General features: G+C 50.9%; 20 protein-coding genes and 3 pseudogenes. 8 read left to right on the top strand and 15 right to left on the bottom strand.

Going from position 1 to position 25,678, the window contains the following annotated elements; translation table 11 throughout:
• Nucleotides 1-905: 905 nt before the first annotated feature.
• The 7 genes and pseudogenes from RS899_RS05345 to RS899_RS05315 form a co-directional block, all read right to left on the bottom strand.
• Complete coding sequence (locus RS899_RS05345; RefSeq protein WP_315809273.1) at nucleotides 906-1,913, bottom strand: LuxR C-terminal-related transcriptional regulator; 1,008 nt, start codon at nucleotides 1,911-1,913, stop codon at nucleotides 906-908.
• Between the two features lie 261 nt (nucleotides 1,914-2,174).
• Nucleotides 2,175-2,636, bottom strand: coding sequence for a hypothetical protein (locus RS899_RS05340; protein WP_315809272.1), 462 nt, complete (start codon nucleotides 2,634-2,636; stop codon nucleotides 2,175-2,177).
• A gap of 928 nt (nucleotides 2,637-3,564) precedes the next feature.
• Nucleotides 3,565-4,335, bottom strand: coding sequence for a winged helix-turn-helix domain-containing protein (locus RS899_RS05335; RefSeq protein WP_315809271.1), 771 nt, complete (start codon nucleotides 4,333-4,335; stop codon nucleotides 3,565-3,567).
• A 378-nt stretch (nucleotides 4,336-4,713) separates the two neighbouring features.
• The gene (locus RS899_RS05330; protein ID WP_315809270.1) at nucleotides 4,714-9,477 is read right to left on the bottom strand and encodes a YadA-like family protein; all 4,764 of its coding nucleotides are present in this window, start codon (nucleotides 9,475-9,477) and stop codon (nucleotides 4,714-4,716) included.
• A gap of 61 nt (nucleotides 9,478-9,538) precedes the next feature.
• Nucleotides 9,539-10,411: a hypothetical protein gene (locus RS899_RS05325; RefSeq protein WP_315809269.1), complete on the bottom strand. Its 873-nt coding sequence runs from the start codon at nucleotides 10,409-10,411 to the stop codon at nucleotides 9,539-9,541.
• Between the two features lie 150 nt (nucleotides 10,412-10,561).
• Nucleotides 10,562-10,822: a hypothetical protein gene (locus RS899_RS05320; RefSeq protein WP_315809268.1), complete on the bottom strand. Its 261-nt coding sequence runs from the start codon at nucleotides 10,820-10,822 to the stop codon at nucleotides 10,562-10,564.
• A 370-nt stretch (nucleotides 10,823-11,192) separates the two neighbouring features.
• Nucleotides 11,193-12,327, bottom strand: a pseudogene (locus tag RS899_RS05315) (IS3 family transposase).
• Between the two features lie 254 nt (nucleotides 12,328-12,581).
• On the opposite strand from RS899_RS05315, the gene RS899_RS05310 reads away from it, so the two are divergent.
• Nucleotides 12,582-13,205, top strand: coding sequence for a hypothetical protein (locus tag RS899_RS05310; RefSeq protein ID WP_315809267.1), 624 nt, complete (start codon nucleotides 12,582-12,584; stop codon nucleotides 13,203-13,205).
• Nucleotides 13,206-13,406: 201 nt separating this feature from the next.
• Here RS899_RS05310 and RS899_RS05305 read toward each other — a convergent pair whose 3' ends face one another.
• Entirely contained in the window at nucleotides 13,407-13,718 is a 312-nt protein-coding gene (locus RS899_RS05305; RefSeq protein WP_315809266.1) for a hypothetical protein, read from the bottom strand.
• Between the two features lie 63 nt (nucleotides 13,719-13,781).
• Between RS899_RS05305 and RS899_RS05300 the strand changes: the two genes are divergently transcribed.
• From RS899_RS05300 to RS899_RS30760, 3 genes are read left to right on the top strand one after another with little or no spacing between them, the layout of a single operon-like run.
• Nucleotides 13,782-14,075: a transposase gene (locus tag RS899_RS05300; protein ID WP_315809265.1), complete on the top strand. Its 294-nt coding sequence runs from the start codon at nucleotides 13,782-13,784 to the stop codon at nucleotides 14,073-14,075.
• Nucleotides 14,072-14,776, top strand: a complete 705-nt coding sequence (locus RS899_RS05295) for an IS3 family transposase (protein WP_315809264.1) — start codon at nucleotides 14,072-14,074, stop codon at nucleotides 14,774-14,776. The genes RS899_RS05300 and RS899_RS05295 overlap by 4 nt, the downstream gene beginning before the upstream one ends.
• An 11-nt stretch (nucleotides 14,777-14,787) precedes the next feature.
• Complete coding sequence (locus RS899_RS30760; RefSeq protein ID WP_409978045.1) at nucleotides 14,788-14,937, top strand: IS3 family transposase; 150 nt, start codon at nucleotides 14,788-14,790, stop codon at nucleotides 14,935-14,937.
• Between the two features lie 151 nt (nucleotides 14,938-15,088).
• On the opposite strand, the gene RS899_RS30755 is transcribed toward RS899_RS30760, so the two are convergent.
• The 6 genes from RS899_RS30755 to RS899_RS05270 all read right to left on the bottom strand — a co-directional run bounded on the left by RS899_RS30755 (nucleotide 15,089) and on the right by RS899_RS05270 (nucleotide 19,865).
• Nucleotides 15,089-15,331, bottom strand: a complete 243-nt coding sequence (locus RS899_RS30755; protein WP_409978072.1) for a DUF805 domain-containing protein — start codon at nucleotides 15,329-15,331, stop codon at nucleotides 15,089-15,091.
• 262 nt (nucleotides 15,332-15,593) lie between these two features.
• Nucleotides 15,594-15,854, bottom strand: a complete 261-nt coding sequence (locus RS899_RS05290; RefSeq protein ID WP_315809263.1) for a hypothetical protein — start codon at nucleotides 15,852-15,854, stop codon at nucleotides 15,594-15,596.
• Nucleotides 15,855-15,962: 108 nt separating this feature from the next.
• Entirely contained in the window at nucleotides 15,963-16,406 is a 444-nt protein-coding gene (locus RS899_RS05285; RefSeq protein ID WP_315809262.1) for a hypothetical protein, read from the bottom strand.
• A gap of 406 nt (nucleotides 16,407-16,812) precedes the next feature.
• A protein-coding gene (locus RS899_RS05280) for an IS3 family transposase (protein ID WP_409978044.1) occupies nucleotides 16,813-17,894 on the bottom strand; the annotation gives its coding sequence in 2 pieces (ribosomal slippage) (nucleotides 16,813-17,696 and nucleotides 17,696-17,894; 1,083 coding nt in all).
• A gap of 318 nt (nucleotides 17,895-18,212) precedes the next feature.
• On the bottom strand, nucleotides 18,213-18,902 hold the full coding sequence (locus tag RS899_RS05275) for a hypothetical protein (protein WP_315809261.1): 690 nt from the start codon (nucleotides 18,900-18,902) through the stop codon (nucleotides 18,213-18,215).
• 615 nt (nucleotides 18,903-19,517) lie between these two features.
• A complete protein-coding gene (locus RS899_RS05270) occupies nucleotides 19,518-19,865 on the bottom strand; it encodes a DUF805 domain-containing protein (RefSeq protein ID WP_315809260.1) in 348 nt (115 codons plus the stop codon).
• A 2,472-nt stretch (nucleotides 19,866-22,337) separates the two neighbouring features.
• On the opposite strand from RS899_RS05270, the pseudogene RS899_RS05265 reads away from it, so the two are divergent.
• The 4 genes and pseudogenes from RS899_RS05265 to RS899_RS30740 form a co-directional block, all read left to right on the top strand.
• A pseudogene (locus RS899_RS05265) lies at nucleotides 22,338-23,196 on the top strand (radical SAM protein); the annotation flags it as partial.
• 116 nt (nucleotides 23,197-23,312) lie between these two features.
• Nucleotides 23,313-23,654: a DUF6216 family protein gene (locus tag RS899_RS30750; protein WP_409978071.1), complete on the top strand. Its 342-nt coding sequence runs from the start codon at nucleotides 23,313-23,315 to the stop codon at nucleotides 23,652-23,654.
• Nucleotides 23,633-23,992, top strand: a pseudogene (locus tag RS899_RS30745) (DUF6216 family protein); the annotation flags it as partial. The gene RS899_RS30750 and the pseudogene RS899_RS30745, both read left to right, overlap by 22 nt.
• Before the next feature lie 369 nt (nucleotides 23,993-24,361).
• A complete protein-coding gene (locus RS899_RS30740) occupies nucleotides 24,362-24,952 on the top strand; it encodes a DUF6088 family protein (RefSeq protein ID WP_409978043.1) in 591 nt (196 codons plus the stop codon).
• 174 nt (nucleotides 24,953-25,126) lie between these two features.
• Here RS899_RS30740 and RS899_RS05260 read toward each other — a convergent pair whose 3' ends face one another.
• Entirely contained in the window at nucleotides 25,127-25,498 is a 372-nt protein-coding gene (locus RS899_RS05260) for a histone-like nucleoid-structuring protein, MvaT/MvaU family (protein WP_315809259.1), read from the bottom strand.
• Nucleotides 25,499-25,678: the final 180 nt, after the last annotated feature.

Below are 25,678 nucleotides of genomic sequence, written 5' to 3'. Positions count from 1 at the left end.
GGTATTTTGTGCACCGCCAGGAGGAGCATCAGAATATTCCGCCGCGCATCCATTGAATTGTCCGATCTACCCTGCGAAACTAGGCAATCTCCGCAGCCATCGCCAATATCAACTGGAGTAATGAGTGCACGCCATCCATCTCGACCTGAAACCCACTAGTGAGAAAAAGCAAAGTCCGGGAGTCGCGTAGCCAAAGCAACACATAAGCTCGGAAACATTGGCGGCATGACCACTGATGCTGTGGGATCCCGCTCAACGAACCAAGTCAAACGGCATCGCACTCAAGTTAGACCGGCAGCACTACACGCACTGCTTCGACAACTGTGCGAATTGCGCACAATGGCGTAGATGCATTGACCTCGCTCCTGGATGGCAGCGCGCAGGTTAAGAATGTTCCGGCAGGGCTGATCGAGCAGCATAACAGCGATTATCAAGCCCCGAACTTCCTATAGCCAATATACGAAATAAATCAGAGAACGGTGCGGCCATCCTGAAGTAGTAGTATCGACTCCGTAAATTTCGCTTTCCTACAAGAGACTTTGTCAACGTCGGATGCGCTTAAAAACGCGTACCCTCCTCATTAGCGCTACTTGTCAAGCAGCCGCGGCAGCGCCGCTTACTTAAAAATCAGCGGCATCGCATCATGCCGGACCACGTGTCGTGTGAATTTCCCCAGGCTCACTGAAGACGAATCATATGCACCTAACGAACGACTCCGGCACTAAATCCAAAAACTAATATGCAGCTACCTTTGCAATCCACATCCCCGCTATTCAGCACTAGGATCCGATGAAATTTACGCGCCGCTACAGCAAAGAGAACCCCTTATCCACTACTACAGAAAAACAACCCCGACAGATACTTCCAGTAGGCGCGCATAATAAATTAGAGAAGCCAGCGACTATTTACAGAATGTAGGGCGCCGTCGAAAAATGAGCCACCTCCTGGGCAAAACAGAGTGTATATTGCAATAACCCCTTCGCTCCAAGAGGAATGGCCCAATGAACCATCTTGAATCCTGAACTCATAGTAAACTCGACAAATGGAGATACCTGCCCCACTCGATTCACCATATCGATACTTTGCAGCAGCAATGGCACCTCATCATCACAAACTAATCCGACCTGACCAATCGTCATACCATATAGCTGTTTAGCACCGAGCCCAACCATCCTGCAGAAACAAGCATTAGCAAAGAGCACCCTTCCATCTCTCGCCAGCGCATAAATAATTAGACTCTCGCTTTCAGAAAAATCCTTCATTAATCTCTGAAGAAGCAACGATTGACCATCTTTCGAAGGGGGGATGATACCCTTGGCTTGTGCGAACTCAAGCAACTCTACCGTCGATGAAGCACCGAGCTTCTTCATTAAATTTATTTTGTGATTGCTAACAGTCTTAAAATTTATGGAAAGCTTTTTTGCTATATCAACATTCGAGTAACCTCCCGCTAAGAGATTCAGAACTGATAATTCTCTCCGGGAGGGAAGTGGAGATGTAGAAATTTCAAGCCTAAATATTTTCCCCAAAACGCTACTTGAGAATAACTTTCCGCCCGCAAGAACCTTATTAACACTACTGCGAATTTCCTGAGAAGGAGCAGTCTTTCTGATCCATCCGTCAGCGCCTCCTTGCGCGTAACGAATCTCCAACGCCTCACAAATATCCGAGACACACACTAAAATCATTACACCACTATTTATTGATTTCACCTCTTTTATAAACTGAATCCCTCGGATGCCTGGCGCAAATATATCAAATATAACCAAGTCAACATTACATTCCGCGACAACCTTTCGACCATCAAATTCATTATCTACACCCGAAACAAAAGTATGCCCGTCAACCACCAGACTTCCTTTTATAAAACTGTGTACCAATGGATTTCTATCAATCAGTAAAATATTTGCCATTACTCTAGAACCAACCTCTCAATAAATCATGACTTTGCGCTCCGTACCGATTTGACTTCTGCCACCACCATTTCCAAACCTGGCTTACTCTACGCTTCGAAATAGCAGCGAGACGCGGGACCTCTTCTAAATATCTTGAATCCCTTGTGCCTTGCAGCATCCATCCATACGACGGTGCATCTACAGACCAATTCTGGCAATTGCGTAAGACCTCCAGCACTCAGAAATTTTAGTTTTATGTGTCAGTTAATTCTGCCACTACTATTTAAACAGTCCAAGGCGAGCGCCTAGATCACTCTCAGCGAGAGCCACACTGACGGAAATTCGGCACGCACTATCCGGCAGCATTGCCGCAGTCGCCTCTTGCTCATTCTTCGAGAGAAAACGCATCATCAAACCTTCATACTCCCAATTATCTATACCGATGATTGTAATTTTTACATGGATACCGCCCTGTTCTTTGAAAAGATGCAGCCGATATTCATGCTGGTGCCGACGGCTCGTCTTGAAATGTCGAAATCTGAGCATATAGCGATCAGCGTACATCAGTAGAAAATCATTCTCGCCATAATAGTTTGGGATATCTATACGCTGTACGCCATCAAAGAAAATGTTGGCAACATCGAGATATTTTGGAAAGCTGGCGTCCATGGCTAACTTAACAAGACTTACCTGCAATGGATCTTGCGCCGTCACCACCACGCTGTTAGCGTTCCAAAACAATAGTGCATCCCGGTTCGCTCGAACAACGCTAAATATGGCACACCCAAGAAGGGCTATCGAGGTTATAAATTTTCTCATATGGGAGCACTGAAAAACCCCAACTCATTACATAATCATTTCACAGGAGAGTGCACATTCCATATATTTATAGCCACGCCAGCCCCATAACACCCAACGAAACGGACCACCTTGGACAATCAAAAAAACATCTCCCTAACATCAATCTTCATAGATGCAATATCTACGGCGCCATTCGGAGCTTAAAGTACTCGACAGCCTTTCCTGGAAATTAAGCAGATTTTACGCAAAAGGGCTTCCCAGCCAACTTATCTCAGCCGTACCAAACGATGTTGTTTTACCGCAACTTTAGCCCACATTGATCGTACTCATGCGAATGACTGGCAAGGTACAGAAGAAAAAAATCATCTCGATCAAGCCGTCACAGTTGGTATCTTAAAGCTACTGATCGCCTCAGCCCTTTCACTCTCGCGATATAGACCATAGCCAACTTAGAGCATCTGGCGCGATAGCTCTAGGCGATAATTATTTTGCCTGTTCTATATTCTAATTCCTAGGCGGTTAGCGCGAAGACATCCGCATTGGCGTCGCCACGGCGATTTCTACCGATAATAACTAGGCAAGACATCCCATATCATTTTTCAGAGTTGTGACTGCAGGTCGCTCAATTGCCGCCTTGATCTCTGACTGAGGCGGCGCGGGGACATTAGAATTAGCGGCTTGACCCGTGGATGGCTTGGAGAAATTGGTCTGCAGCAATATTATGCTCTGGATGAGCTCGTGAGTAACCAGCATCTACATTACAGATTTTTTACTGGAGTATCGCCACTTATAAAACCTTCCAAGCAACACACTAAAAAACCCTGCAAAGAGAAAAAACAATATGATAATTAGCTCTCCCCCCAGAAGATTAATCATTTAAATTCAGGCCAACGCATCTCGTGTACCCCCCGCTCAGATCACCATCACAGACAATGGATTGATGTCCTTCATCACCAGGAGCAATGTAAAGACTGGCATTCTCTCGTGAAACATTTAGAACTTCAAGGGAACGAGAGACAGCCTGCAAAGCTTTATCAAGCCCTTCTTTAGTAACTGCAACGGAATTAGAAATATAAACACTTATCCCATGGATTCTTTGCGGAGGACCAAAATCCATTGTAAAACCCTCCTTTTGCAAGCCCCTCAAACATGAACCCACCCAAAACATTCCAAAACACCAAGCAAACAAAATAAATACAACCCCAAGCTTTGTGAAGCTAGACTTTTCCCGCCAAATAGCTGCCTTATCAGGAAAAAACCCTACATCTTCCGTCGCCCTATAGCCAGAATGCCGTTGATCGATAGCAGGAAGACTTGAATAAACAGTGATCACTACTTCTTTTGACAGCCTATAACCAATTTTCGGCAAAATTTGGATATATTCATACCCAGGGTGTAGCCTATCCATACTTAATCTTAATTGACGAATCGACTGAGCCAGACTACTTTCGGTTACTTCGAGCCCAAAGCACTCCCAAGCCCCACCAATTAAATCATTACTGAGGACAACTTCACCTCCAGCCTCTACCAATTGAGCCAAGCAGCGACTGGAGATCGCATTCAATTGCACTTCCTCTCCGCCTGCAACAGGGAAAAGCTTAAAGCCTTCATCATCAAACACTATTAAATCATTGATCACTCTTATCGACATATGACCTCAGTCCTAGCCCAGCCCACTCAATTCCAAGCATCTCTCATTACAGAATAATCAGCACCGTCAGAACAGACGCCTTTAAAATTACTATTAGTTATGCGACCCACTAAAAAATCATACCGAACCATTCTTGGCGATAGATTGACCATCTTAAAATCAAAAGAAGAGTTACCACAATTCACTACTAAACTCCCAACCTGAGCACTAGAGTCTCGCCGGGACCTATCAATTGCCGAGGCGCCGCGTCCATTCGAATTATATGAGGTTAATTTTAATACACCATAGGCAGGCCAAAACCTCGGTGAACATGAATCGAAATTATGACCCGGTCTCCCGGGCCATAACTAATTTATCGACTCAGTCTCACCACTGGTATCCAACCCCAACAGACAAACCGGTGTTACCGCGCGAGTCCGCACTACCAGCAATTTTGCTGACCCAATGACCGTTGTCGGAAATACGCGACACACCGACTGCCACTGCATTCTGTCCGTTGTAGTAGCCGGTACCAACAGAGGCCATGCTCGCGCCCGGGCTATATGGCTGTGGCAAAGTCGAGGCTGCCATCGCCCCGGCGATGCCGGCGCTCAGGTCATCCTCCATTCTGCCCATGTCATGGCGCAAACCATTAATCTGGGTATCAGTGTAGGCATTCGCGCTCTGAGTAACACTTTTCAGCTGGCTCAGATTGACCGCATCAGTATCCTGGGTGCCCGCCGCCAAATTGGTAATCTGACGCTCAGCTCCACTACTGCCAACCGAGACTGTGTTAGCGCGGTCTGCCACAGAGTTCGCTCCCAGTGCCACTGAATTGTTAGCCTTCGCCGAAGCGTTGGCACCAATGGCGCTGCTGTTATCCGCTGAGGCCACTGCACCAGCGCCGCCAGCGATGGAGTCTTTGCCGCTAGCCTTAGGCTTTCCATGCTGGCTCGAATCGTTCACCTGGAACATTCCGTCCGTACCATTCTGGATTTTGGTGACGTCCTCGCCAACCTTGGTGACGCGGTTTTCAATATTGGTCACGCTATGGCCGACGTTGCTAACGGTGTCATTGAGGCCCTGGACCTTTCTGTCGGTGTAGCTTTTCGACTCGGCCACCGCGCCATCCAGCTGCCGCAGATTGACTGCATCGGTGGCATCCTTGCCATCGGCAACGTTACTGATGGTACGTGTCTCCCCCGTGGCAGCATTGCCTACCGAGATAGTGCCGACCGTATCGTTTTGTGCAGTGGAATACTTGCCGGTGTAGCTCTCGGCACCACGACCACCATCGCTGGCACCCTGACCAAGCGCCACGCTGCCACTGGCGGTAGCTACTGCGCCGTTGCCCAGAGCCACAGCGCCTGCTCCGCTGGCTTGAGCACCGCTGCCCGCGGCCATCGAGTTGGTGCCACTGGAGGTAGCGTTCGCCCCGATAGCGACTGAGTCCGTGCCGCTTGCCTGCGAATCCGGTTGCGTGGAATTGGCGTGGAAATATTTGATACCAGCGCCATTGTTGATGGTAGTGATCTGATCACCCAGGTTGGTCACACGGTTATCCAGGTTGGCGACATTCTGGTTTGTCTCGTTGAGCTGAGACATGTTCACAGCATCACTGTCATCTACACCACGAGCGACGTTGGTGATCTTGGTACCACCAGTCTTGGTCACGCTGTTATAGGTGTTGCCACTCAGTGTGATGTTGTTCTGGTTGATGGTGCCATCCGGGTTTTGGTCATATTTGACCCCCCCCGCTCCGGCTGCAGTCATATTGCTGGCTAGCGACTTCAACTGCGATACGTTCACAGCATCGGTGTCGTCCGCGCCTGCGGCCAGGTTGGTCAGGCGGCGCTCGCTGCCGGCCTTTCCAATGCTGACTTCGCCTACAGCGCTGGTGCCCGCCAGGATTCCCACGCCGGCGTTGTAAGCAGCGTTACCCAGCTTACTGCCGTCGGCCAGGCTGTCCCGGCCAATGGCCACGCTCTGGTCGTGGCTGGCGGTGGCGTTGTAGCCCAGGGCGGTAGCACCGGCCACGGTAGCGTGCGCATCGGCCGCAGCTAGGCCGGTTTCATTGGTGCGGGCGTATTTGATACCTGCGCCGCTGTTGGCGATGTAGGTGTCGGTTTGGTCACCGGCGAAGTTGTTCACCAGGTTACTAACGTTGGTCACGTTCTGGTTGGTCTCGAACAGCTGAGCACCATTCACCGCATCCGTGCTGGTGAACGAGACTTCGCCCTGGTGTACGTTGGTGATGGTAGTGCCGCCCGTTGCGCCGCCGTCGATAGAGACCGGGCCGCCGAGGGTTACGCTGCTGTAGTCGACCGTGCCGTCTGCGTTCGCGCCATATTTGACACTCCCTGCATCTGCAGCCGTCACACTACTGGCTAGAGTTTTCAACTGCGATACGTTCACGGCATCGGTGTCGTTCGCGCCTGCGGCCAGGTTGGTCAAGCGACGTTCGCTGCCGGCGTTGCCGATGCTGACTTCGCCTACAGCGTTGGTGCCCGCAAGGACTCCCGCACCGGCATTGTAAGCGGCGTTACCCAGCTCACTGCCGTCGGCCAGGCTGTCGCGGCCAATGGCTACGCTCTGCTGGTGGCTGGCGGTGGCGTTGTAGCCCAGGGCGGTAGCACCGGCCACGGTAGCGTGCGCATCGGCCGCAGCTAGGCCGGTTTCATTGGTGCGCGCGTATTTGATGCCTGCGCCGTTGTTGGCGATGTAGGTGTCAGTCTGGTCGCCGGCGAAGTTGTTGACCAGGTTGCTGACGCTGCTCACGTTCTGATTGGTATCGAACAGTTGAGCACCATTCACCGCATCCGTACTGGTGGACGACACTTCGCCCTGGTGTACATTGGTGATGGTAGTGCCGCCCGTTGCGCCGCCATCGATGGAGACCGGGCCGTTCAGAGTTACGCTGCTGTAGTCGACCGTGCCGTCTGCGTTCGCGCCATATTTGACGTTACCGGCATCAGCAACACCGAGGCTGTCGATCGCCTGATTGGTAGCATTCAGCTGCGAGCCGTTAATTGCATCAGTGCTGTCACTGGCGACTCGGCCGGCGGCCACGTTGATGATTTGGCGCTCCTGACCAACGGAACCCACGGAGGCCACGCCATTGGCTGCCGAAGCTGGACCGGCGAAGGTGTAGTTAGTGCCATTAAGCGTGATGCCGTCTTCAGTGGTGGCCTCACGGTCGGTGCTGGCGTTGCCCAGTACCACGCTGTTTGCCTGGCTTGTGGTCACACCATTGCCGACCACGAAGCTGTTGTCCTGGGCAATGCGGTTATTGTTGCCCACTGCGCTGGCGCTATAACCGGTGACGGTGTTACTGACGCCTAGCGCGGTCGACTGGTTTCCCGAGACCATGGAGTCAGAACCGATTGCTGTCGCCTCGGTACCTACTGCATTCGCGTAGATGCCCGCAGAAAGAGATCGGTAACCACTCGTCTTTGCCCACGGTCCAATAGCAGTGGAGTAGATACCTTTCGCCGTAGCGCCAAGACCAACAGCGGTATCAGCGTACTGAGTTGCAGAAGTTAGATAGCCAAGAGAAACGGATTTAAAGCCTGACGCCGTCGCCCCGGCACCAAATGCGGAACCGCCTTCGACTGCCGAAGATTGTTGACCAACGGTTGTGGCACCTCCCCCCGCTCCTGAGACATTTGCGCCAGAACCAATAGCAACGTCTCCCCAGCCTTGAGTCAGAGCGTCAGCCCCCAAGACCACGGATTGAAACCCTCGCGCCACGGCCCCAGCCCCAACAGCAGTTGCGTGCTCGCCTGTTGCGAGTGCGCCAACGCCTGCTGCGAGAGCGCCCTCTGCCGTTGCACCATCGTTGTTATAGTTTGAAGCTTGAGTACCGCCATCATTAAGACTGTAGTAGTGGGTAGATTTGTTACCAAGGTCTTGCACTGCCTGGCTGGTAGCAAATAGTTGAGAGCCGTTAATGGCATCAGTGCTATCGGCGCTAACCTTGCCGGCGGCTACGTTGATGATCTGCCGCTCACTGCCTACGCCGCCAACTGACACGACTCCATTGGCCGCCGAGCCCTGCCCCGCGAAGAGATAGGGGATGCCATTCCAAGTGATTCCAGTCTCAGCGGTGGCCGCACGGTCTGTGCTGGCATTACCCAGTACTACACTATTAGCCTGAGTCGTCGTTACTCCATTGCCAATAACGAAGGTGTTATCTTGAAGAACTTTGTTGTTATTGCCCAGCGAGTAGCTATTGTTTCCAGCAACAGTACTCGGATCACCAATAGCACCAGAGTTATTGCCACTCACATAATTTCCGGCACCGATGGAAATTGCATTAGTACCTGCAGCGACTGCGTTATTACCAATGGCAATTGCATTTGCTTGGGAGGCAGTCGCAGTACCAATCGCCACGGCCTGGTCAGCGACCGCATATGAGTCGGTACCAAAGGCGTTCGCATGCTCACCCGTCGCAGTGCTCCCTGCGCCAATGGCGGTGGTGTTCGCTCCAGTGGCCATGGACCCATCGCCGAATGCGGAAGCGCCGTCGCCCTTGGCTGTGGATACGTATCCGACTGCAGTCGTCCAATTCCCTTCAGCTTTGGAAAACCCGCCCAAAGCGGTCGTTTCGGATCCAGTTGCAATGCTCTGAGAGCCGATCGAAATAGCGCCTAAAGAGTTTCCAACCATGCCGGTGGCTTTAGCATTGTTACCAATCGCAATTGAATCAGCAGTTTGACTTCCAGTAGCTATTGCATTTGAGCCCAATGCTACTGCACCAGATTGATTTGCACTTGCGCCAGGTCCTATTGCGACGCTCTGATAGCCATTTGAACTAGCGCTAACCCCTATTGCTACGCTCTGATAGCCACTTGAATTAGCACCATTACCGACTGCCGCTGAACTTGTGCCGGTCGCGCTGGCTGCTGAACCCAGCGCCGTATTCAATGCACTTCCACCATCAGTAGCCGCAGTGCCGCCATTCAGAATTTGTGAGGGGTCGACCGTATAGGCCATCGCCTCACCACCGGAAAGCGACAACAGCATTAACGTGACCGCACTCAACTTATGTCCAGCGCGCCCCCCACCTTTGCGGTGCGAGGTGGCAAGTTCACTTGCCGCAACCCAGGCATTAAGAGTGCTATTCCAAACTAATCTATATACTTTATTCATGGCGAAAGCCTCTGACCGACCGATAAGGTCGGATTACTATGGAAAATTGGTAATTAGGAAATTAACGCGTAGCTAGGGAAATTGATATGAGTGCTTTTTTGATGAGCGGTCGTTCGATGGATGCTCCCGGTTCCGCCAACTCACGCTGGTACAAACGCATAGCAGCGGGGTAGTCGTTTAGGACGTATTGCAAGTAACCACCACAGAAGAACGCTGCTTCACTGCGCGCAGTGCGCTCTTGCAGCGAATCAGTGAAGTGCATGCTTTCGATCGCTGAAAAAACGGCGTCAACGCTGCCCTCACCGGCGTAAAGCTGGCGAATTGCGTTTTGCTGTGGGGAAGCCGGGCGGATACCAGAGGAGGCTTCGGCGAGCAGTTCCCGATGGTAGGCAGAGCCTCCCTTTTGCGCAGCGAGTAGCCAGAGCTCCCATAGCTGGGCATAACCCGCGACGTATGAGTCTTGGCTTATGCTCAGTTGCTTGAAAGCAGTAGCAGCTTGTTTGAATTGACCTACCGCTACCAAATTCACTGCTGAAGGGACTGCTACGCTGCTTGCCAGCGGCCCGAGTTGCAGCCGGTCATACCCTATGCGGGCATGCTCATGCAGACCTTCCGTATCGTCAAGAAGCGCCTTTTCAAAAATAACCGCCGGTGTATTACGATCCGTAATCGCGACTTGCTGCAGCGTCTCCCGGGCTGCGGTAACTTCACCGCGTTGAAGCTTCTGCTGGGCTTGCCATGCTAAGTCCGTCGGGCTGCTATCCGCATGAGCCATGCTGCTTAATGGCAAACATACAATTAGTGAATTGCTGACCGCCTTACACAACATAGAAGCAACAGGTATTATTTCAAATCTGCGACTCAAAAATAAAATAAATCCGTTCTTATATTTCGAAGAACGCTCCCGAAACCATTTAACATCGTATTTTTTCATGAAAAAACACCGACCGCTCAAGGGCCCCAATCTAGTTACAAATAATGAAGATCCAGTGAAAGCACAGAACATCAAGAAATAAATCAAACAACATCATCGCAATTAAACATTAGCCGGCAATTTTTTGCGCTCGTAATCAGTCGATGCAAATTACTGGAGGATGGACTTTCCATTATAAAGATCGACAGCAACAACCATACGGCCCAAGATTTCGCGCAACCTAACAACCAATGTTGGCTTTTCAATAATATCAAGGAGTCCAACTCGCCTTGACCATGCCCATTTGAAAAGCTGATCTTTTTCACTGACTGCATAGCTGCCCAAGAGCACAACTTTATCAAAGCCCCCAGATCGGCTCATATCTTCCAAGAGTCTAAGCTCAGCAACATTGGGTATAAACTCGTCAATCATGAAGAGATCGAAGGCAGTTTGCCTCGCGCAGACCTGTCGAAGCTCATTAGCATTCACACAAAAGGAAACTCGAGAAATGTCGACACAGTTCAGGATCGCGCCGATGTTTAACCGAAGCGTGGAGTTATCGCACAATACAAGCGCCGTAGCTGAACGACCAAACATAATGCAACCCACAAATTGACAACTAGCCATAAGCTTACTAGATGCTAGGTATCAATCTGCATCAGAGTTCTCCTGTAAAAAGGTAGGAATTCACTTACATCCACCTGCAAGGGTTACTAGCAGGTAACATGAGTCTCAGGGAGACTTTGGGTTCTTCCCTGCTACCTCTTTGGACTACCCCCGTTCCAATAGACATTTTCCGACCTCATAACGAGGCGCTTTCAAAGGCCTCGGGACTGACGCCACCCAGATGACTGTGACGGCGGGTTCGGTGTAGAAGACCTCGATATAGTCGAAAACATCGGCCCGAGCCATGTCTCGGGTTTTGTAGATACGTTTGCGGATACGCTCTTTCTTCAAACTACTGAAGAAGGATTCCGCCACGGCATTATCCCAACAATTGCCGCGCCGGCTCATGCTGGGCTCCAGGTTGTTGGCAGCACAGAAGCGCTTCCAGTCATCGCTGCCGTATTGGCTGCCCTGGTCGGAATGAACGATGACGCGTGCCTTGGGTTTACGCCGCCAAAGCGCCATCAGCAAGGCATCTAGAGCTAGCTCGCGGGCCAGGGTCGGCTTCATCGACCAACCAATCACCTTACGCGCATACAGATCCACCACTACTGCCAAGTACAACCAGCCTTGCCAGGTTCGGATGTAGGTAATGTCAGTCACCCAAGCTTTGTTGGGAGCATCGACGGTGAACTCTCGATTGAGATGATTGGGGGCGATGATCGAAGGCCGGCCAGCAATCGGGCGTGGCGCCTTGTAGCCGCGTAGCGCCTTGATCTTGTGGGCGCGCATCAAGCGAGCGACACGATGCTTGCCACAGGTTTCACCGGCCTCGCGCAGGTCACCAAAGACACGTCGCGTACCATAAACACCACGACTGGCCGCGTAGGAGCTGCGGATCAGCTGAAGTAGTCGATGGTTGTCCTGGTCGCGGTCGGAAACAGGCTTGTGCAGCCATTGATAGAACCCGGCCCGAGCAATCCGCAGCACTTTGCACATCGTGGTAATCGCATGCTGATGTCGGTGCTCGTTCATGAAGCGGTACTTCACTCGGGCTCCCTGGCAAAGTACCGCGCGGCTTTTTTTAAAATGTCCCGCTCTTCTTCAAGGCGGCGCATCTGGGCCCGCAGCCGCAGGATTTTGCTCTTGGCTTCCAGCAATTCGCTGGCCTGTTTCTCCGACTTGTCGGGGGTGACAGCCTTTACCCATTTGTAGAGGCTGAGAGTAGAGACGCCGAGGCGTGCGGTGATTTCCGCGACTGAATATCCGCGCTCGATAACCTGCCTGACGGCTTCGGCCTTGAATTCCGGGGTGAATCGTTGGGTGCTCATAGACTTCCTCCTATGCTCAAAGCGTAGGCCGGGAATGTCTATCGTACCGGGGGGTAGTCCACAAATACGCCCAACCTAAATTTTAAATTCACGATCCACAATCTCAAACCCACACCAGACACGACCACAAGATCAGAATTTTCTTACGATTACGAGACCCATCAGTGCGTATAATTTAGAAAACTCCAGAGATATAAACAATGGCTACACTCAGTTAACATCAGCGCCAAACCATCTAATTACAGTCTTACCTCATGACATCCAAAACTCTCAAGCCATCGATTGAAAACCATCTTCTGAAACTAACTACTGCAATTCAACAAGCGGCTCTTGTAGCCATAAATAATGCAGATTCTTCAGCTCAAAACGTCTGCCCTGTACGAGGAGGAGTAACAATTGCTGGAGTTGAGTTCAGAATGCAAACCTTAAACAACCTCATGAACATGCAACTAGTCAATTTAGTACGAACCAAATCGACAAGAGAGTTCAACACATACTTTAAATTGACCGAAAGAGGGAGAAGGCTCGTCCAACTACTACCTAGCAACTTAAAAAAACCCACCAAATCTATTCCTGATGGTTATTTGACTTTAACAGCCGCGCTCAGAGTCGCAGGGGCCACCGAACACTCTGCGAGAAAAATTATTGCCCTTATGAAAAAGCAACATCTGTTGAGAAGACATATTTGCGACGTATACATTCAAAAATACCACTACTCCTTAACACTTGAAGGAAAGAAGTATGGAAAAAATCTACCCAATCATTTGCGCACAAGGTCAAACCCTGTGTTTCATCCTACCAAGATTGAGTCATTATTATCACGTCTAGGTGTAAAATATAAAAATACCAATAACAGTGTGAATTTACGAAGCAGATGAACAGCACGGGAATTATAATTTGACGCTATAGACTGGAGCGAGTTCCAAAACTCAGTCCTATCTATCACCTGAACCCCCTCAACTTTAACCCCTTCGAAAGAACAATGAAAAACGACATGAAATTTATGCTTAAATCAAGCCTATCGAACACACTTTAAGAAACCAGCTCGTTTAATTCGACATAAGAAATTGAACAACCAGTCACCTACCATCTTCATTTGAAAACACGGACACATCCGCCTCATGAAATTTGAAAATCAAAATATCCAGAGGCTGAGAGGGCTGTCTACCACTATCAGCTTTACTATTATCCTTCTCCAACATTGTGTAGGTATATTCACCACTGGCGACGGCATAACTCTCAAACTGACTGAATACTGTTTCAAACTCCTTCGGTGGCTTTGCCTTTGCAGCCAAATCAGGGATGCATAAGCTCCGCCCCTTACTATTGACCGCCATTGGGAAAAACCTTTCTTGCAGCAATCCTATTACCGATATATTAAGCTCTGACATGGTCTGTCCCGGGCTGAGTGGACACTGACTTAAGGTGGATAATGCCCACCGCAAGGAGTGTTCATGACCCAGACCAGACGACGTTTTCCCGAATCCTTCAAACGCGAAGCGGTAGACCAGGTGCTTGCTGGTACTCCGCTTCGTCATGTAGCCGAGGCGCTCGGCATCGCTGAAAGCCTGCTGGGCAAATGGAAGCGCCAGTACGAGCAGCAAGGTGAAGATGCCTTTCCGGGCAACGGCAAGCAGCGTGGTGAGAGCGCGGAGCTGCGTCGCCTACGCCAGCAACTGGCTCAGGTCACCATGGAGCGCGATGTTTTAAAAAAGGCACTCGCCATGTTCTCGCAGCCCACGAAGTGAAGTTCCGCGCCATCGAGGCGTTGGCTGGTCGCTATCCCGTAGCGCCAATGTGCCGGCTGCTGTGGGTATCCCGCAGCAGCTTCTATGCCTGGCAGCAGCGGCCACCTTCGGCGAGAGAGATGGTGAATCGGCGTCTGAGCAAGGAGAACCGCACCATCCACCACGAGGTGAATGGGACCTATGGCCATCGCCGAATCAAAGCCGAGTTGGCGGCTATGGGGCATGCTTGTGGTCGACACCGGGTTGCTCGACTGATGTGCGAAGCCGGTCTGCGCGTTCGCTCGCGCAAGCGCTGGCGGCTGGTTTCCAGCAGTCGTCATGCTCTGCCGATTGCCCCGAACCACCTGGATCGCCAGTTCGCCTCGGATCGCGCCAATCGGCACTGGGTCTCGGACATCACTTACGTGCGGACGGCCCAAGGTTGGCTGTATCTGACAGTCGTGCTCGATCTCTATTTACGCGCCGTCGTCGGTTGGGCGATGCACCACCGCATGCAGCAGGCCTTGGTACACGCCGCGCTGGAGATGGCCATTGCACGCCGACAGCCGAAAGAAGAAGTGCTGCTGCACTCGGATCGTGGCAGCCAATACTGCGCGTACGACTACCAGGCCTTGCTTCGGCGACATCGAATCGTGTCCAGCCATTCACGTCCCGGGAACTGCTGGGACAACGCCGCGATGGAGAGTTTTTCCGTTCGCTGAAGGCTGAGCGGGTGTACCTGACGCGCTATGCCAGATACCACGAGGCGAAAACCGACCTGTTCGACTACATCCGCTTTTACAATCACCGTCGCCGCCACTCGACGCTGGGCTATCTCAGCCCGATGGAGTTTGAGCGGCGCTATGCGAGCAGTAACTCTTAACTACCTGTCCACCAGCTCCGGGACAGACCAAATTGAGCACTTAAACCATCAGTGAAGCACGACAGGGAGATCTTAGTTTGCCACACCACCTCGCCAACGAAGGCCATAGCTCTTTCAAAGCAACAGCCACAGCCGGTTTCATCTCTTAGCGTCAAATTTCTGCGGGATGACCTCGGTAGCAGCCATAGGCATTGACGTTATTCTTGCCTGCCATGGCCAGATAATAAATAACGCATAGAGGACCAACGAGTGGAATAATCCAAAGAAAAGTTAACCACCCAGATTTACCCACATCATGCAGCCTTCGAACTGTAAACCCTAGTGACGGCAGCAGCATAATAAAACTATAAGCAACTGCAAGGACGTGGACTTTTAACAAAAACAGCAATCCCATCAAAATAATGGAGAAAGACATAGTAACGAACACAAATATCCAAAATCTTTTCGCCCCAACCTTCCATTGACATCGAAATATTTAATATTAAGAACCAAGACATACCACTTCATTACCGAAACATACCGTTTCATGAGGCACCCCAGTAGCAAGTTCTATGCATCTACTGACGACCATCCCTGGCCACATATAGCTCCAAATCAATGCACTTTAATTAGAATCTCACACAATGAGCCTCTTACACATTAAAGCGAATTTCAATTTACAGCTGTTTCAAGACCTCGTCATAATATTTACAGGCCGCATCAGGTGTAGGAGCACTTGCAAGCTCCATGGCCTTGGATTGCATCTCAGCGGAGAGCTTTTGCAGTTTTTGTGGGTCTGTTGCTGCAAGCCCCTGAAGTTTATTCTGTATTTCCGCCACCTTATTCATAACATCTGTCGGCGTACAGGCGGCATTCGCCGTCGCACCAAAAGCCGAGAGCGCCGAAGCAAGAGTCACATACAATGCGATTTTTTTCATACCAGAAATCCAAATATTTATATTTTAGACAAGTTAGAGAGGAGACAAATATGCAACACAACGAGGCAGGCGCTTATAGATCAATAGCACCCACATTCATCATCTGGATTAATGAATGCTACGAATATTCCCCTTATTCCCCTTAACGGTAACTGACACTTTCTTGAAGATGAAATAATTCTCCTCACTAACTTCATATCGTGGAGCAACAATCAGATCAGCACCAGACGACTTAACAGCTTTGTAGGCGGCCGCAGATTTGACTGCACCCACCGGATCCAAGCCAAGGCCGCCTAAGCCACCACCGCTTTCACCACCATATGCAACACCGTCAGCAAATTTAGAATCGCCGCCGAACTGCAAGAATCCGAATAGAATATTCACCGAGGACTGACCAGAAATGGTATCACCCACGGCAACATCAGCCTTAAGATCGGCCTTGACTTGACTGTCAATCGGAGCGGAAGGCTGGCTAGAATTATAGCTGGCACATCCGCTAGCGGCTGCGATGATAGCCGCCAGGGAAAGAAGTTTCAGAAACACTTTACTCATAATAGCGAATCCTTATTAAATGATCATTTATGCATGTTTAGCTGGCGCATCAGCCAGTGCGTAGAGAAATTAACTAGAATACGTGATTTTAAGAATAGGAATACCCCCATAACTGTCGTAGGAATATTCTTTAACATCACGCCGACAGGTCTTCCGTCCTACATGCCTATCTCACGAAAGCACAACGCCAGCGGAAAGGTAATTTCCACAGGAATGCGGGCGTCCGCAGGGGCTGAACAACAACTCGCTTAACATCCACCAAAAATTTGTAGAATTGGCCAACCTAACCTGATGCTTAGACCAGCCTAACTAATAAAATTGTTTCAACTTTCTGGGCTCATGAGGTTCCTGATTCTCAATAAATAGCAAGTTGGACTACCCCCATTCCAATAGACATTTCCCGGCCTCATAACGAGGCGCTTTCAAAGGCCTCGGGACTGACACCGCCCAAGTGGCTGTGACGGCGGGTTCGGTTGTAGAAGACCTCGATGTAGTCAAAAACATCGGCCCGAGCCATGTCTCGGGTTTTGTAGATGCGTTTGCGGATACGCTCTTTCTTCAAACTACTGAAGAAGGATTCCGCCACGGCATTATCCCAACAATTGCCGCGCCGGCTCATGCTGGGCTCCAGGTTGTTGGCAACACAGAAGCGCTTCCAGTCGTCACTACCGTATTGACTGCCCTGATCGGAGTGCACAATGACGCGTGCTTTCGGTTTGCGCCGCCAGAGCGCCATCAGCAAGGCATCCAGCGCCAGCTCGCGGGCTAACGTCGGCTTCATCGACCAGCCAACTACCTTGCGTGCGTACAGGTCGACCACCACCGCCAGATACAGCCAGCCCTGCCAAGTGCGAATGTAGGTAATGTCAGTCACCCAAGCTTTGTTGGGAGCATCGACGGTGAACTCTCGATTGAGATGATTGGGGGCAATAATCGAAGGCCGACCGGCAATTGGACGGGGTGCCTTGTAGCCGCGTAAAGCCTTGATCCTGTTGGCGCGCATCAAGCGGGCAACACGGTGCTTGCCGCAGGTTTCACCCGCTTCCCGAAGATCGCCAAAGACACGACGCGCGCCATAAACACCACGACTGGCCGCGTAAGAGCTTCGAATCAACTGGAGCAGTCGGTGATTATCCTGGTCGCGGTCGGAAACGGGCTTGTGCAGCCATTGATAGAACCCGGCCTGAGCAATCCGCAGCACTTTGCACATCGTGGTGATCGCATGCTGATGGCGATGCTCGTTCATGAAGCGGTACTTCACTCGGGCTCCCTGGCAAAGTACCGCGCGGCTTTTTTTAAGATGTCCCGCTCTTCTTCAAGGCGACGCATCTGGGCCCTCAGCCGCAGGATTTCGCTCTTGGCTTCCAACAGTTCGCTGGCCTGCTTCTCCGACTTGTCGGGGGTGACAGCCTTTACCCATTCGCCTTCAAGCCGAAGCCACTGAGCAAGTCGCCAGCCACTTGCTGGGCACCTTGTAGCACCGAACAAGCTGCCAGACTAGCGCGAGGGAGGCGCAAAGACGGATAGCGTAGCAGCAACCCCAACAGGCCTGCCGCTAGAAAGACGATTGTCGCAATCGGTGCAATCCATTCGAATGCAGAAACGCGCATCACCCAATGGTCGGCGCGATCGCTGAGAAAGTCATTCAGTAGAATCCAGCCAAGCCAGCCCCCCGCCACACCGACCATGATTAGCACGAGTCGCAGCAGTAGTCTTTTGCCGTTCAAGAGTGTCCTCGCACGCAAAAACAAGGCAAGGGGTGCTCCATGAGATCCTCAGGCTTTGCAAATGCGTTCATGAGCTCGTTCAGTTCCATTGATCATAAGTTTCGCTAGGCACTCGGCGCTGGCGGCTAGCGCCAGTCCATTGATAATAGATAGCCAGTCCCCCGAATGCCCTAAAAGGCTTGTGGCTGATCAACGTATCGACCGATACCATGTTGTCGCAGAACTGGGCATTTATCCCGCTCAACTCGCCGCTAATAGCCAGCTCTAACTGCTCGGCAGACATCTCCGGGTTGATTAAATGGCCCATGTCATGCAGCTGGAAGTGCGGCACATAGTTATCTTCCGTTGACGAGAAGCCGTGCCACTCCTCTTCACCGCTAAAACCCGAAAACGCCTGCTCACCACTTGGAGAAACCTCATACAATACCGAAAGACCGTCATAGACATTCACCTGAAACGCGTAGGCTCCCAAAGCCTTTGCAACGGCAGTCAAACGCGAACTGTTGGTCGACGGCGCCGACTCCGCCAACAGCTCGAGCGGAGCGGTCTTTACGATCGTCCAACCATCGACTCCAGGGAATACGGCCAGTCCCCAAAGATCATTTTCCAGAGCGATGTCGTATTGCATAGGCTCTACCCTTTGCAGCGAACGCTGAGGCGGGGAGGGAACGCGCTTCATCTTCTCTTTGGCAAAAATCGTATTTAACGTCGCGACAACCTGTTCCACACTAGCCTGATGGATATAGGTAGTGTTCTCCCAATTCGCCATGATCTGTTTTCCTCGCTGCTAGAAAGCTAGAAGTATTATGTTCACCTGCGTACGAATCTCGCGGTAAACCCCTTGGCGACTTGCTATATCGCCACATTCAAAAACCAGTCCGCCGTCACTAGCCCGCTCGTTACACTAATGGTTTGCCCAATGAGGTACTTCACAACTCCCTCCACGCTCAATTCATACTCTATGGCCGTAAAAATGCTACTTCAATGCCTTCATTCTCACCTTCACCCATTCGCTGCGCCATGAACTGACGAACAAGAAGTTCCAAGTACAGGTTGTAATGCTGGGCGCGACCGCCACCGACCTTTGAGACCTTGCCGACACGCCACAGGAAAACCTCCCAGACACTACGGTGAAGGAGGTGGACGATATGATGAATGTAAGTCTGGCCGCGCTAACTGACCGAAGAAAAAATCGGATGGCCGTCTCATTCTGCTATCCCGGCGGAAACTCGATGGCGGCATATGGCGCCATCGAGCCAGAATTCGAGGTACTCCTAGCCACAGGTTGAGAGAGCTTCAGGTGATCCTAACACTACATAATCGCTGAGTCGTGCGTGACTTGACTACTTCGAACGTATGGAGAGTATGGGTACCTTCTCGTGGATTATGCCTTCGGGTTGGCACCATAGTAGTTTGATCTTTCATTGCTGTCCTGGCAGAGCAAGTAGATGAGGTAGAAGTTTACCAGCGGAATGAATGCCAGGAAAAACATCCAGCCGCTCTTGTTAATATCGTGCAGGCGGCGTACGGTTACGCCCAGCCCCGGAAGCATGACAGCCAGTGAATAGAGGTTGGCTAGCGGAATCAACCTCTGGCTAATCAGACTCAGCATCACGCAAAGAGCGATGGTAATCAACACGTTGAACAGAGTGAACATCCAGTACTCTTTACGCCGCGCACGACCGTTGAAATCGAAATAGTGCTGCTTGATACATTTCAAATACCATTCCATAGAAACACCTGGCTGAACTGCGGCCCGCGTTCCGCAACGTGAAGAATTATTGGCTCATGGGCGAGCCTGACGTAATTCGCGGTAATTCCGACGGCGCACATGGTATTGGTAGGAGAGAGGCGGAGATTATAGGATTCCACCTCAGACTGCGTAGGTTTCTACTGATCCTACGACGCATGAACCATCGGAGTCGCGGCGCGGGAAGCGGTATGGCGGAGCGCACACGGTGAGGCCCCGCACACCGCAGCAACTGCCCAGCACATGAGCAAAACGCAGCATTGCCTCTGTCTCGCGTTGGCGTCGAGACATTTCTACTTAACTGTCCGGCAGACGTTTCTGAGCAGACTTGACGCGGATCAGGCACTTATCCAACCATGTCATGCATTGAGGCAAGTTGGGCGTGCTCGCAGCCAAAGACATACATGATCTCCAGCTTCACGCCGTCGGAGCCTTCCCGAATCGACGCGCCGTAGATTTCTTTCAGTAAGTGGGCGTCGTGAAGCTCCACAAGTACTGCTCCTTTGATTGGCTGTGGAGAGGAGAGCACAGCCCAAAAATCCTAAAATGAAGTACGCACCTCTCCTCCACCCAACTCGCGCCTCTGTAAATATCCTGCAATTTTATTCTTAAAACTCATTACCCAGATCACACTTGCGAGAAACAAAAGCAACGAGATGGAACTATAAAAACCCCTTGAGGCTTATCCACCAAACATGCCAAAATCTGAAAATATAAAATTTTCTATTTTAGCAATATCATCTCCACCAGGAATATATAGTCATAGGAACATCCTGAACCCCACTCATAAACCACTCAGCATTGAGCGCTATTTTCTCGGCAACACCCTGATCGAGTTAATAGCATGACACGAAGCGATGTAAATGAACATCAGCCATTAACCTTTACTACCGGAGTACATCTAAGCTTATTAAAAACCTTCTAACACCATGCACGGAGCAGTAGTCGATGAGCAATTATTCTTCGACGGACTCCTCCTACATCATTATGTAAATATTCCTATACAAAAACTCTCACCTTCGAATTCAGTATAAATCGAACCTTCCTTGAAGCCTCTCCTTTCCTTCACATCCGCCCTGTTAGATTTATATCAAACTTAACACACTCCGAACAAAAATGAACTCAAAAAAACACGCGCATTATGTATAATACCTGAAAAAATCGGAGCAGATATTTTGCTGAATGAATTCTTAACAACATTAGCGAAATAAATCACACCCCAACCTACTACTACGAAAAACAATTCGTGAAGTGGAATTTCTCTTGGATCTATCACGGCGAACTGAAATAACTTAAAAAAGCTGACTCCAAAGCCTAGGACTCCCTTGTCTTGTTCATTGACAATAAGCTGGCGGATAGGTTTAATCAAAGAAACCCCAAAAATAGCTACCCAGCGAATGTTAAGACCACGCCGAAGGTTATTACAGGGGTTGCTGACGAATGATCCTACAGATTCTATATTTCAAGAGAAGAGCACAAAGCTTTTTACCTTGAAATAAACGCCAATTAGCCAATCAAAATGATGACGGGCGAAGCTCTTCGCTTCTTGCAAATTATTTGATCAGTCACCTATAACATCAACATAGTTGATCTTAATTAAATTCGACACGGACGACATCTCTAATTACATTTCGCGTGTAGCAAGATACTCTGTAAATTTCGGAGTACATCCTTGGCCAGGTGATTTTTTACGCACTTCATGGAAGCTGTAATAAAAAATATATAACCAGCAAGGGCAAACGTAGTTTTCGCTCCCCGCCCCTGTAGAGCATCCGTTACGCATTTAGATTCTCGGCTCGAAAGTCTTTAAGCTCATATTACTGCAATAGTTGACACCCCCCTCCACCACTGCACAAGATGCAATGTTATCACTCAAAACAATCCGACCACATCACAATGGACTAGTGGGGCAAGGAATTAGAGACCAATGTAGCGAGAGGGAATTGCGCGAGCATCTAGAAATTCTGGGGGGGGGGTAGAGGTGGAGACCGGACATTAAGCCCTGATTAGAAATAACATTAATGTTTCACACAGTAATTTTCAAATTAACCGAGTTTGGCTTCCGCTTTTGATCAGGGCGCTCCATCAGACCAAGGGTGGCCAATTGCTCTAAGGCAAGGCAAAATCTCTGGAATTCAAGGAGGAAAGCTCATGACATGGCAGATCATACTACCGCTCGATAAACGGGCATATTCGCCCAGTGTCATTCAGAGGTAGGCCTACAGTATCGCCAGGGATTTCACAGTCGAGGTTATGACGCAGCAGATGCAAACCACCCTTCTGCTCTCCCCCCACCCAAACTCTGCCACCACCGCGGCACTCTCATTTGAGCAGACGAAGGCTCTGCTGCTCCAACAGTTGAATGATTTTGCCCTGCGGGAACGAATCTAGCAGGAAACTGCTGGCATCAGAGAACTGCTGATCCGAACTGCACTAGCCGGGCGCAGCTATTGAATGGGCCCGATCAACTCGACGGACAGCACCTATCAACTACTGCCCCTCCGCTTCATTAGATTGGAAGGCAAAAGCCCGCGGAGTGTGCTGCTCACCGCAGATACAGGAGAACACCTGTTTATCTCCGAGTTGCAACTGCGTGAGCTGACGCAGAAACGGTTGCAGCAAGGTTCCCATCTGTATAAGGACCTGCTAGCACGTCACTTCATATACGAACCGGGCAAGCACGATCCTCTGCCCGAGATGGCCGCGCAATTTCGGAGTCGCAAGGATTTCCTGTTGCAGGGCCCCGCCCTGCATCTCTTCGTCGTCACCTTGCGCTGCAACCATACTTGCCAGTATTGCCAGGTCTCACGCGCTCCCCTTGCCGGTGATGGCCACGACATATCCGAACAAGACGCACTGGACGCAGTCGAACGGATGTTCGAGTTCACCTCCGCTATTCTCACTGTCGAGTTTCAGGGGGGGCGAGCCGCTGCTCGCCTTCGAACGCATACAGCTAATCATCGAGCGCATCGTCGAGCGGAACGAAGCTGAACAACGCGATATCCGGTTTGTGATCACCAGCACCTTGCATCACCTAACTGAGGAGATCCTGGCTTTTGCGCTCAAGCACTGTATCCAGTTTTCCATCTCATTGGAGGGGCCGGCGGAACTGCATAATGCAAACCGCCCTACACCCACTCGCGACTCCTACGAACGAACCCTCGCGGGCATTCAGCGTGTCCGAGCGACGTTGGGCCATGACGCGGTATCCGCACTCACCACCCTCACCGCCAAGAGCTTGGAGCAGCCGCGGGCAATCATCGACGAGTACGTAAAGCAGGGTTTCTCCAGTGTCTCACTCCGACCGCTTACCCACGGCGCGTTGTTCCATGGAAACACGCCCAAACGTAAAGGATCGACAAGCCGACGATGAATAATCAAGATTTTCAGTTGGTCGCAACCAAGGTAAAAGAGTTTTAGGAGTATGTTATTCCGCTCGCCGTTACGCTATTTTCTTTCGTTTACGTTCGCGCGCGAGCGGGCTCAGCGGTTTTTTTTCATGATCGACTCTGGCGCCTACTCGGCGGTAAGCGAGACTACCAATGCCCAGTCCTGCAAGCCGAAAGTGACAAGTTAAGCGATCATGAGAAATTCACTTACAACACAGGGATCAGTTTCCAAGACCGCTATAAGATAGAGGAAGCGCTTCACTGGATGGCGACACAAAAAATCGGTATTGAGGAGGCGTCAGGGCCAAAGCCTTTTTCGACCCACGAGATCTTTCTTTCCGCAAACCCAAGCTCAACCACTATCGCTATCTTCGAAATTTGAGCATTTGGTTCCCTGTCGCTTTTACCGTCATATTTGCGCTGTTCTCAGTTCCCTACGCGCTGCTCAGCATCAAACAAACCGGAGCCATCATCTGGGCTTCCGCTTCGACTGTGAAGAGCTGGAACGGAAATAGTTGGTAGGTCGCTGTCGCCGACTGCAAAGATGAAGCGATACCAGAGCTGACACTCGGCGCCTACGATGAAAAGATCATCTGCGAGACTCTAAGCAAACCGGAACTCTCGGCCTACCTGGACTCCGCCATTCAGACGCAGAAACCAACCGGCGTGTTGGTCTGGTTGCTGAGCGGTGTTTTTGCATTCTTCATGGCCCAGCTCTAGGTGATCACCAAACTGGCCGACGACCTTCACGAGAGGACGCAAAATCAGCTTCCGAGCCAGATGACCTTATTCTCAGAATAAGCGTCGGGGCCGGGGCCGGGGCCGCCCGCGATTGAAGGTCGCGTGACTCCCCTAGGCTGACTCAAGCGAAGATAAGCTGGCGCGACAACGTACGTGTCCACATACACACCGACGCGCAATTAATGCCGGAGAAGGCCACGACGTCTCCAATGAAATCCCTGCGGCCCTGCCAGCCTTCACAAACTGAAGATATCCAAACGCAGCAGTTGAAAGGGAGCGGGTACTAGCTACGTCAGCGAAAATAACTAGACTGTCTTCCTACAGACGTTCAATGCCGCCTGAAGGAGAATGCCGATGTCCGTCGCCGCCGCAGTGCGCCATAAGATCTCGCGCATCCCAAGAGGTCAGCCCTTTGTCCTGGATCGCGTAGTTGGTACCGACTCACGATCAGCAGTCAGCAAAGCACTGGCGGCCCTGGTTCAAAAAGGCACTCTCAGACGGGTATTACCAGGCGTTTTTGTACGACCGGAATTTAGCCGATTGCTAGGTGAGGCTCCGGCCAATCTGGAGACAGTTGTAAGGGTTGTAGCTCGCGCGCGCGGTGAGACGCTGCAGCTTCATGGCAGTGAGGCAGCCAGACACTTTCGGCTGAGCACTCAAATGCAGGTCGTCGCTACATATTACACTAACGGGCCAACACGGACATTTCAGGCGGGCCTCGCCAAAGTAAGACTGATCCATGCCCGCCCTGAAGTCCTACAACATGCCGGCACTCAGGTCGGTGCAGCAGTTTCGGTGCTCTACTATCTAACCGACGGAGAGACAAGCGAGGCGGTACTCAGGACCATCACATCGCGGCTCGATTCTACGGAATTGGACAGGCTACGATCCTGCAAGTTGCCCAAATGGGTCACAGCGATCCTACGCAAAGATGAGTGATCAAGGTGTGGACAGCGCTATATCCAGACTAGTCCATCCGACGATGCGATTCTAGACACAACGCGGCTTGTGATTAATCAGTCGCGCAAGACATGCAAGCACGTCACGACACCCAAAGCAGCTTGCCATGGAAAGGTGCGCATCGCCCGTCTGAGCGATGCAGCAAACTCCTGATCAAGCATTAAGCCAGGATTCAACAGTCTCATTGCCGTATTCGGCCTTCCATGCTTTGAGCACCTTGTGGTTGCCCCCTTTAGTTTCCACCACCTCACCGGTTTGCGGATTCTTGTAGACCTTGAGAGCACGCTCACGGCGGACAGATTGACCGGGGCGCGGACCACGACGCACAGCGTCCCGCTCCGAGGACGGATCCAGGATGGCAAGGACATCTCGCAGCGACTTGCCATACTGGCTCATCAACCCGCGCAGTTTCTCCTCGAACTCAATCTCTTTTTTCAGGCCGCCGTCATTTTTTAGCGACTCTAGATAGGCCAACTGTTCCGCCAGGGCTCTTTCTGCGGCACGAAACTCGGCAAGTTTTGACAATTTGGCATTCCTCAAAAGGAGATAATTAAAGTAACCATCATAGCTTACCTCGAACGATATAAATTTTCCAAGCGAATTAGATTAATTTATCCGTTCCTATTTTGGGATTAGCTAGGGCATCGCTCTTCCCAATCTCCACAGAGCTTGTTATTTCTGCAGTCTCTTCGGGAGTGCCCCGGC

It is taken from the genome of Pseudomonas sp. C9-3 (assembly GCF_032392015.1).
Taxonomy (GTDB): Bacteria; Pseudomonadota; Gammaproteobacteria; order Pseudomonadales; family Pseudomonadaceae; genus Pseudomonas; species Pseudomonas nitroreducens.
The sequence above is the reverse complement of the archived record's forward strand: the minus strand, read 5'-3'. Positions and strand labels throughout refer to the sequence as shown.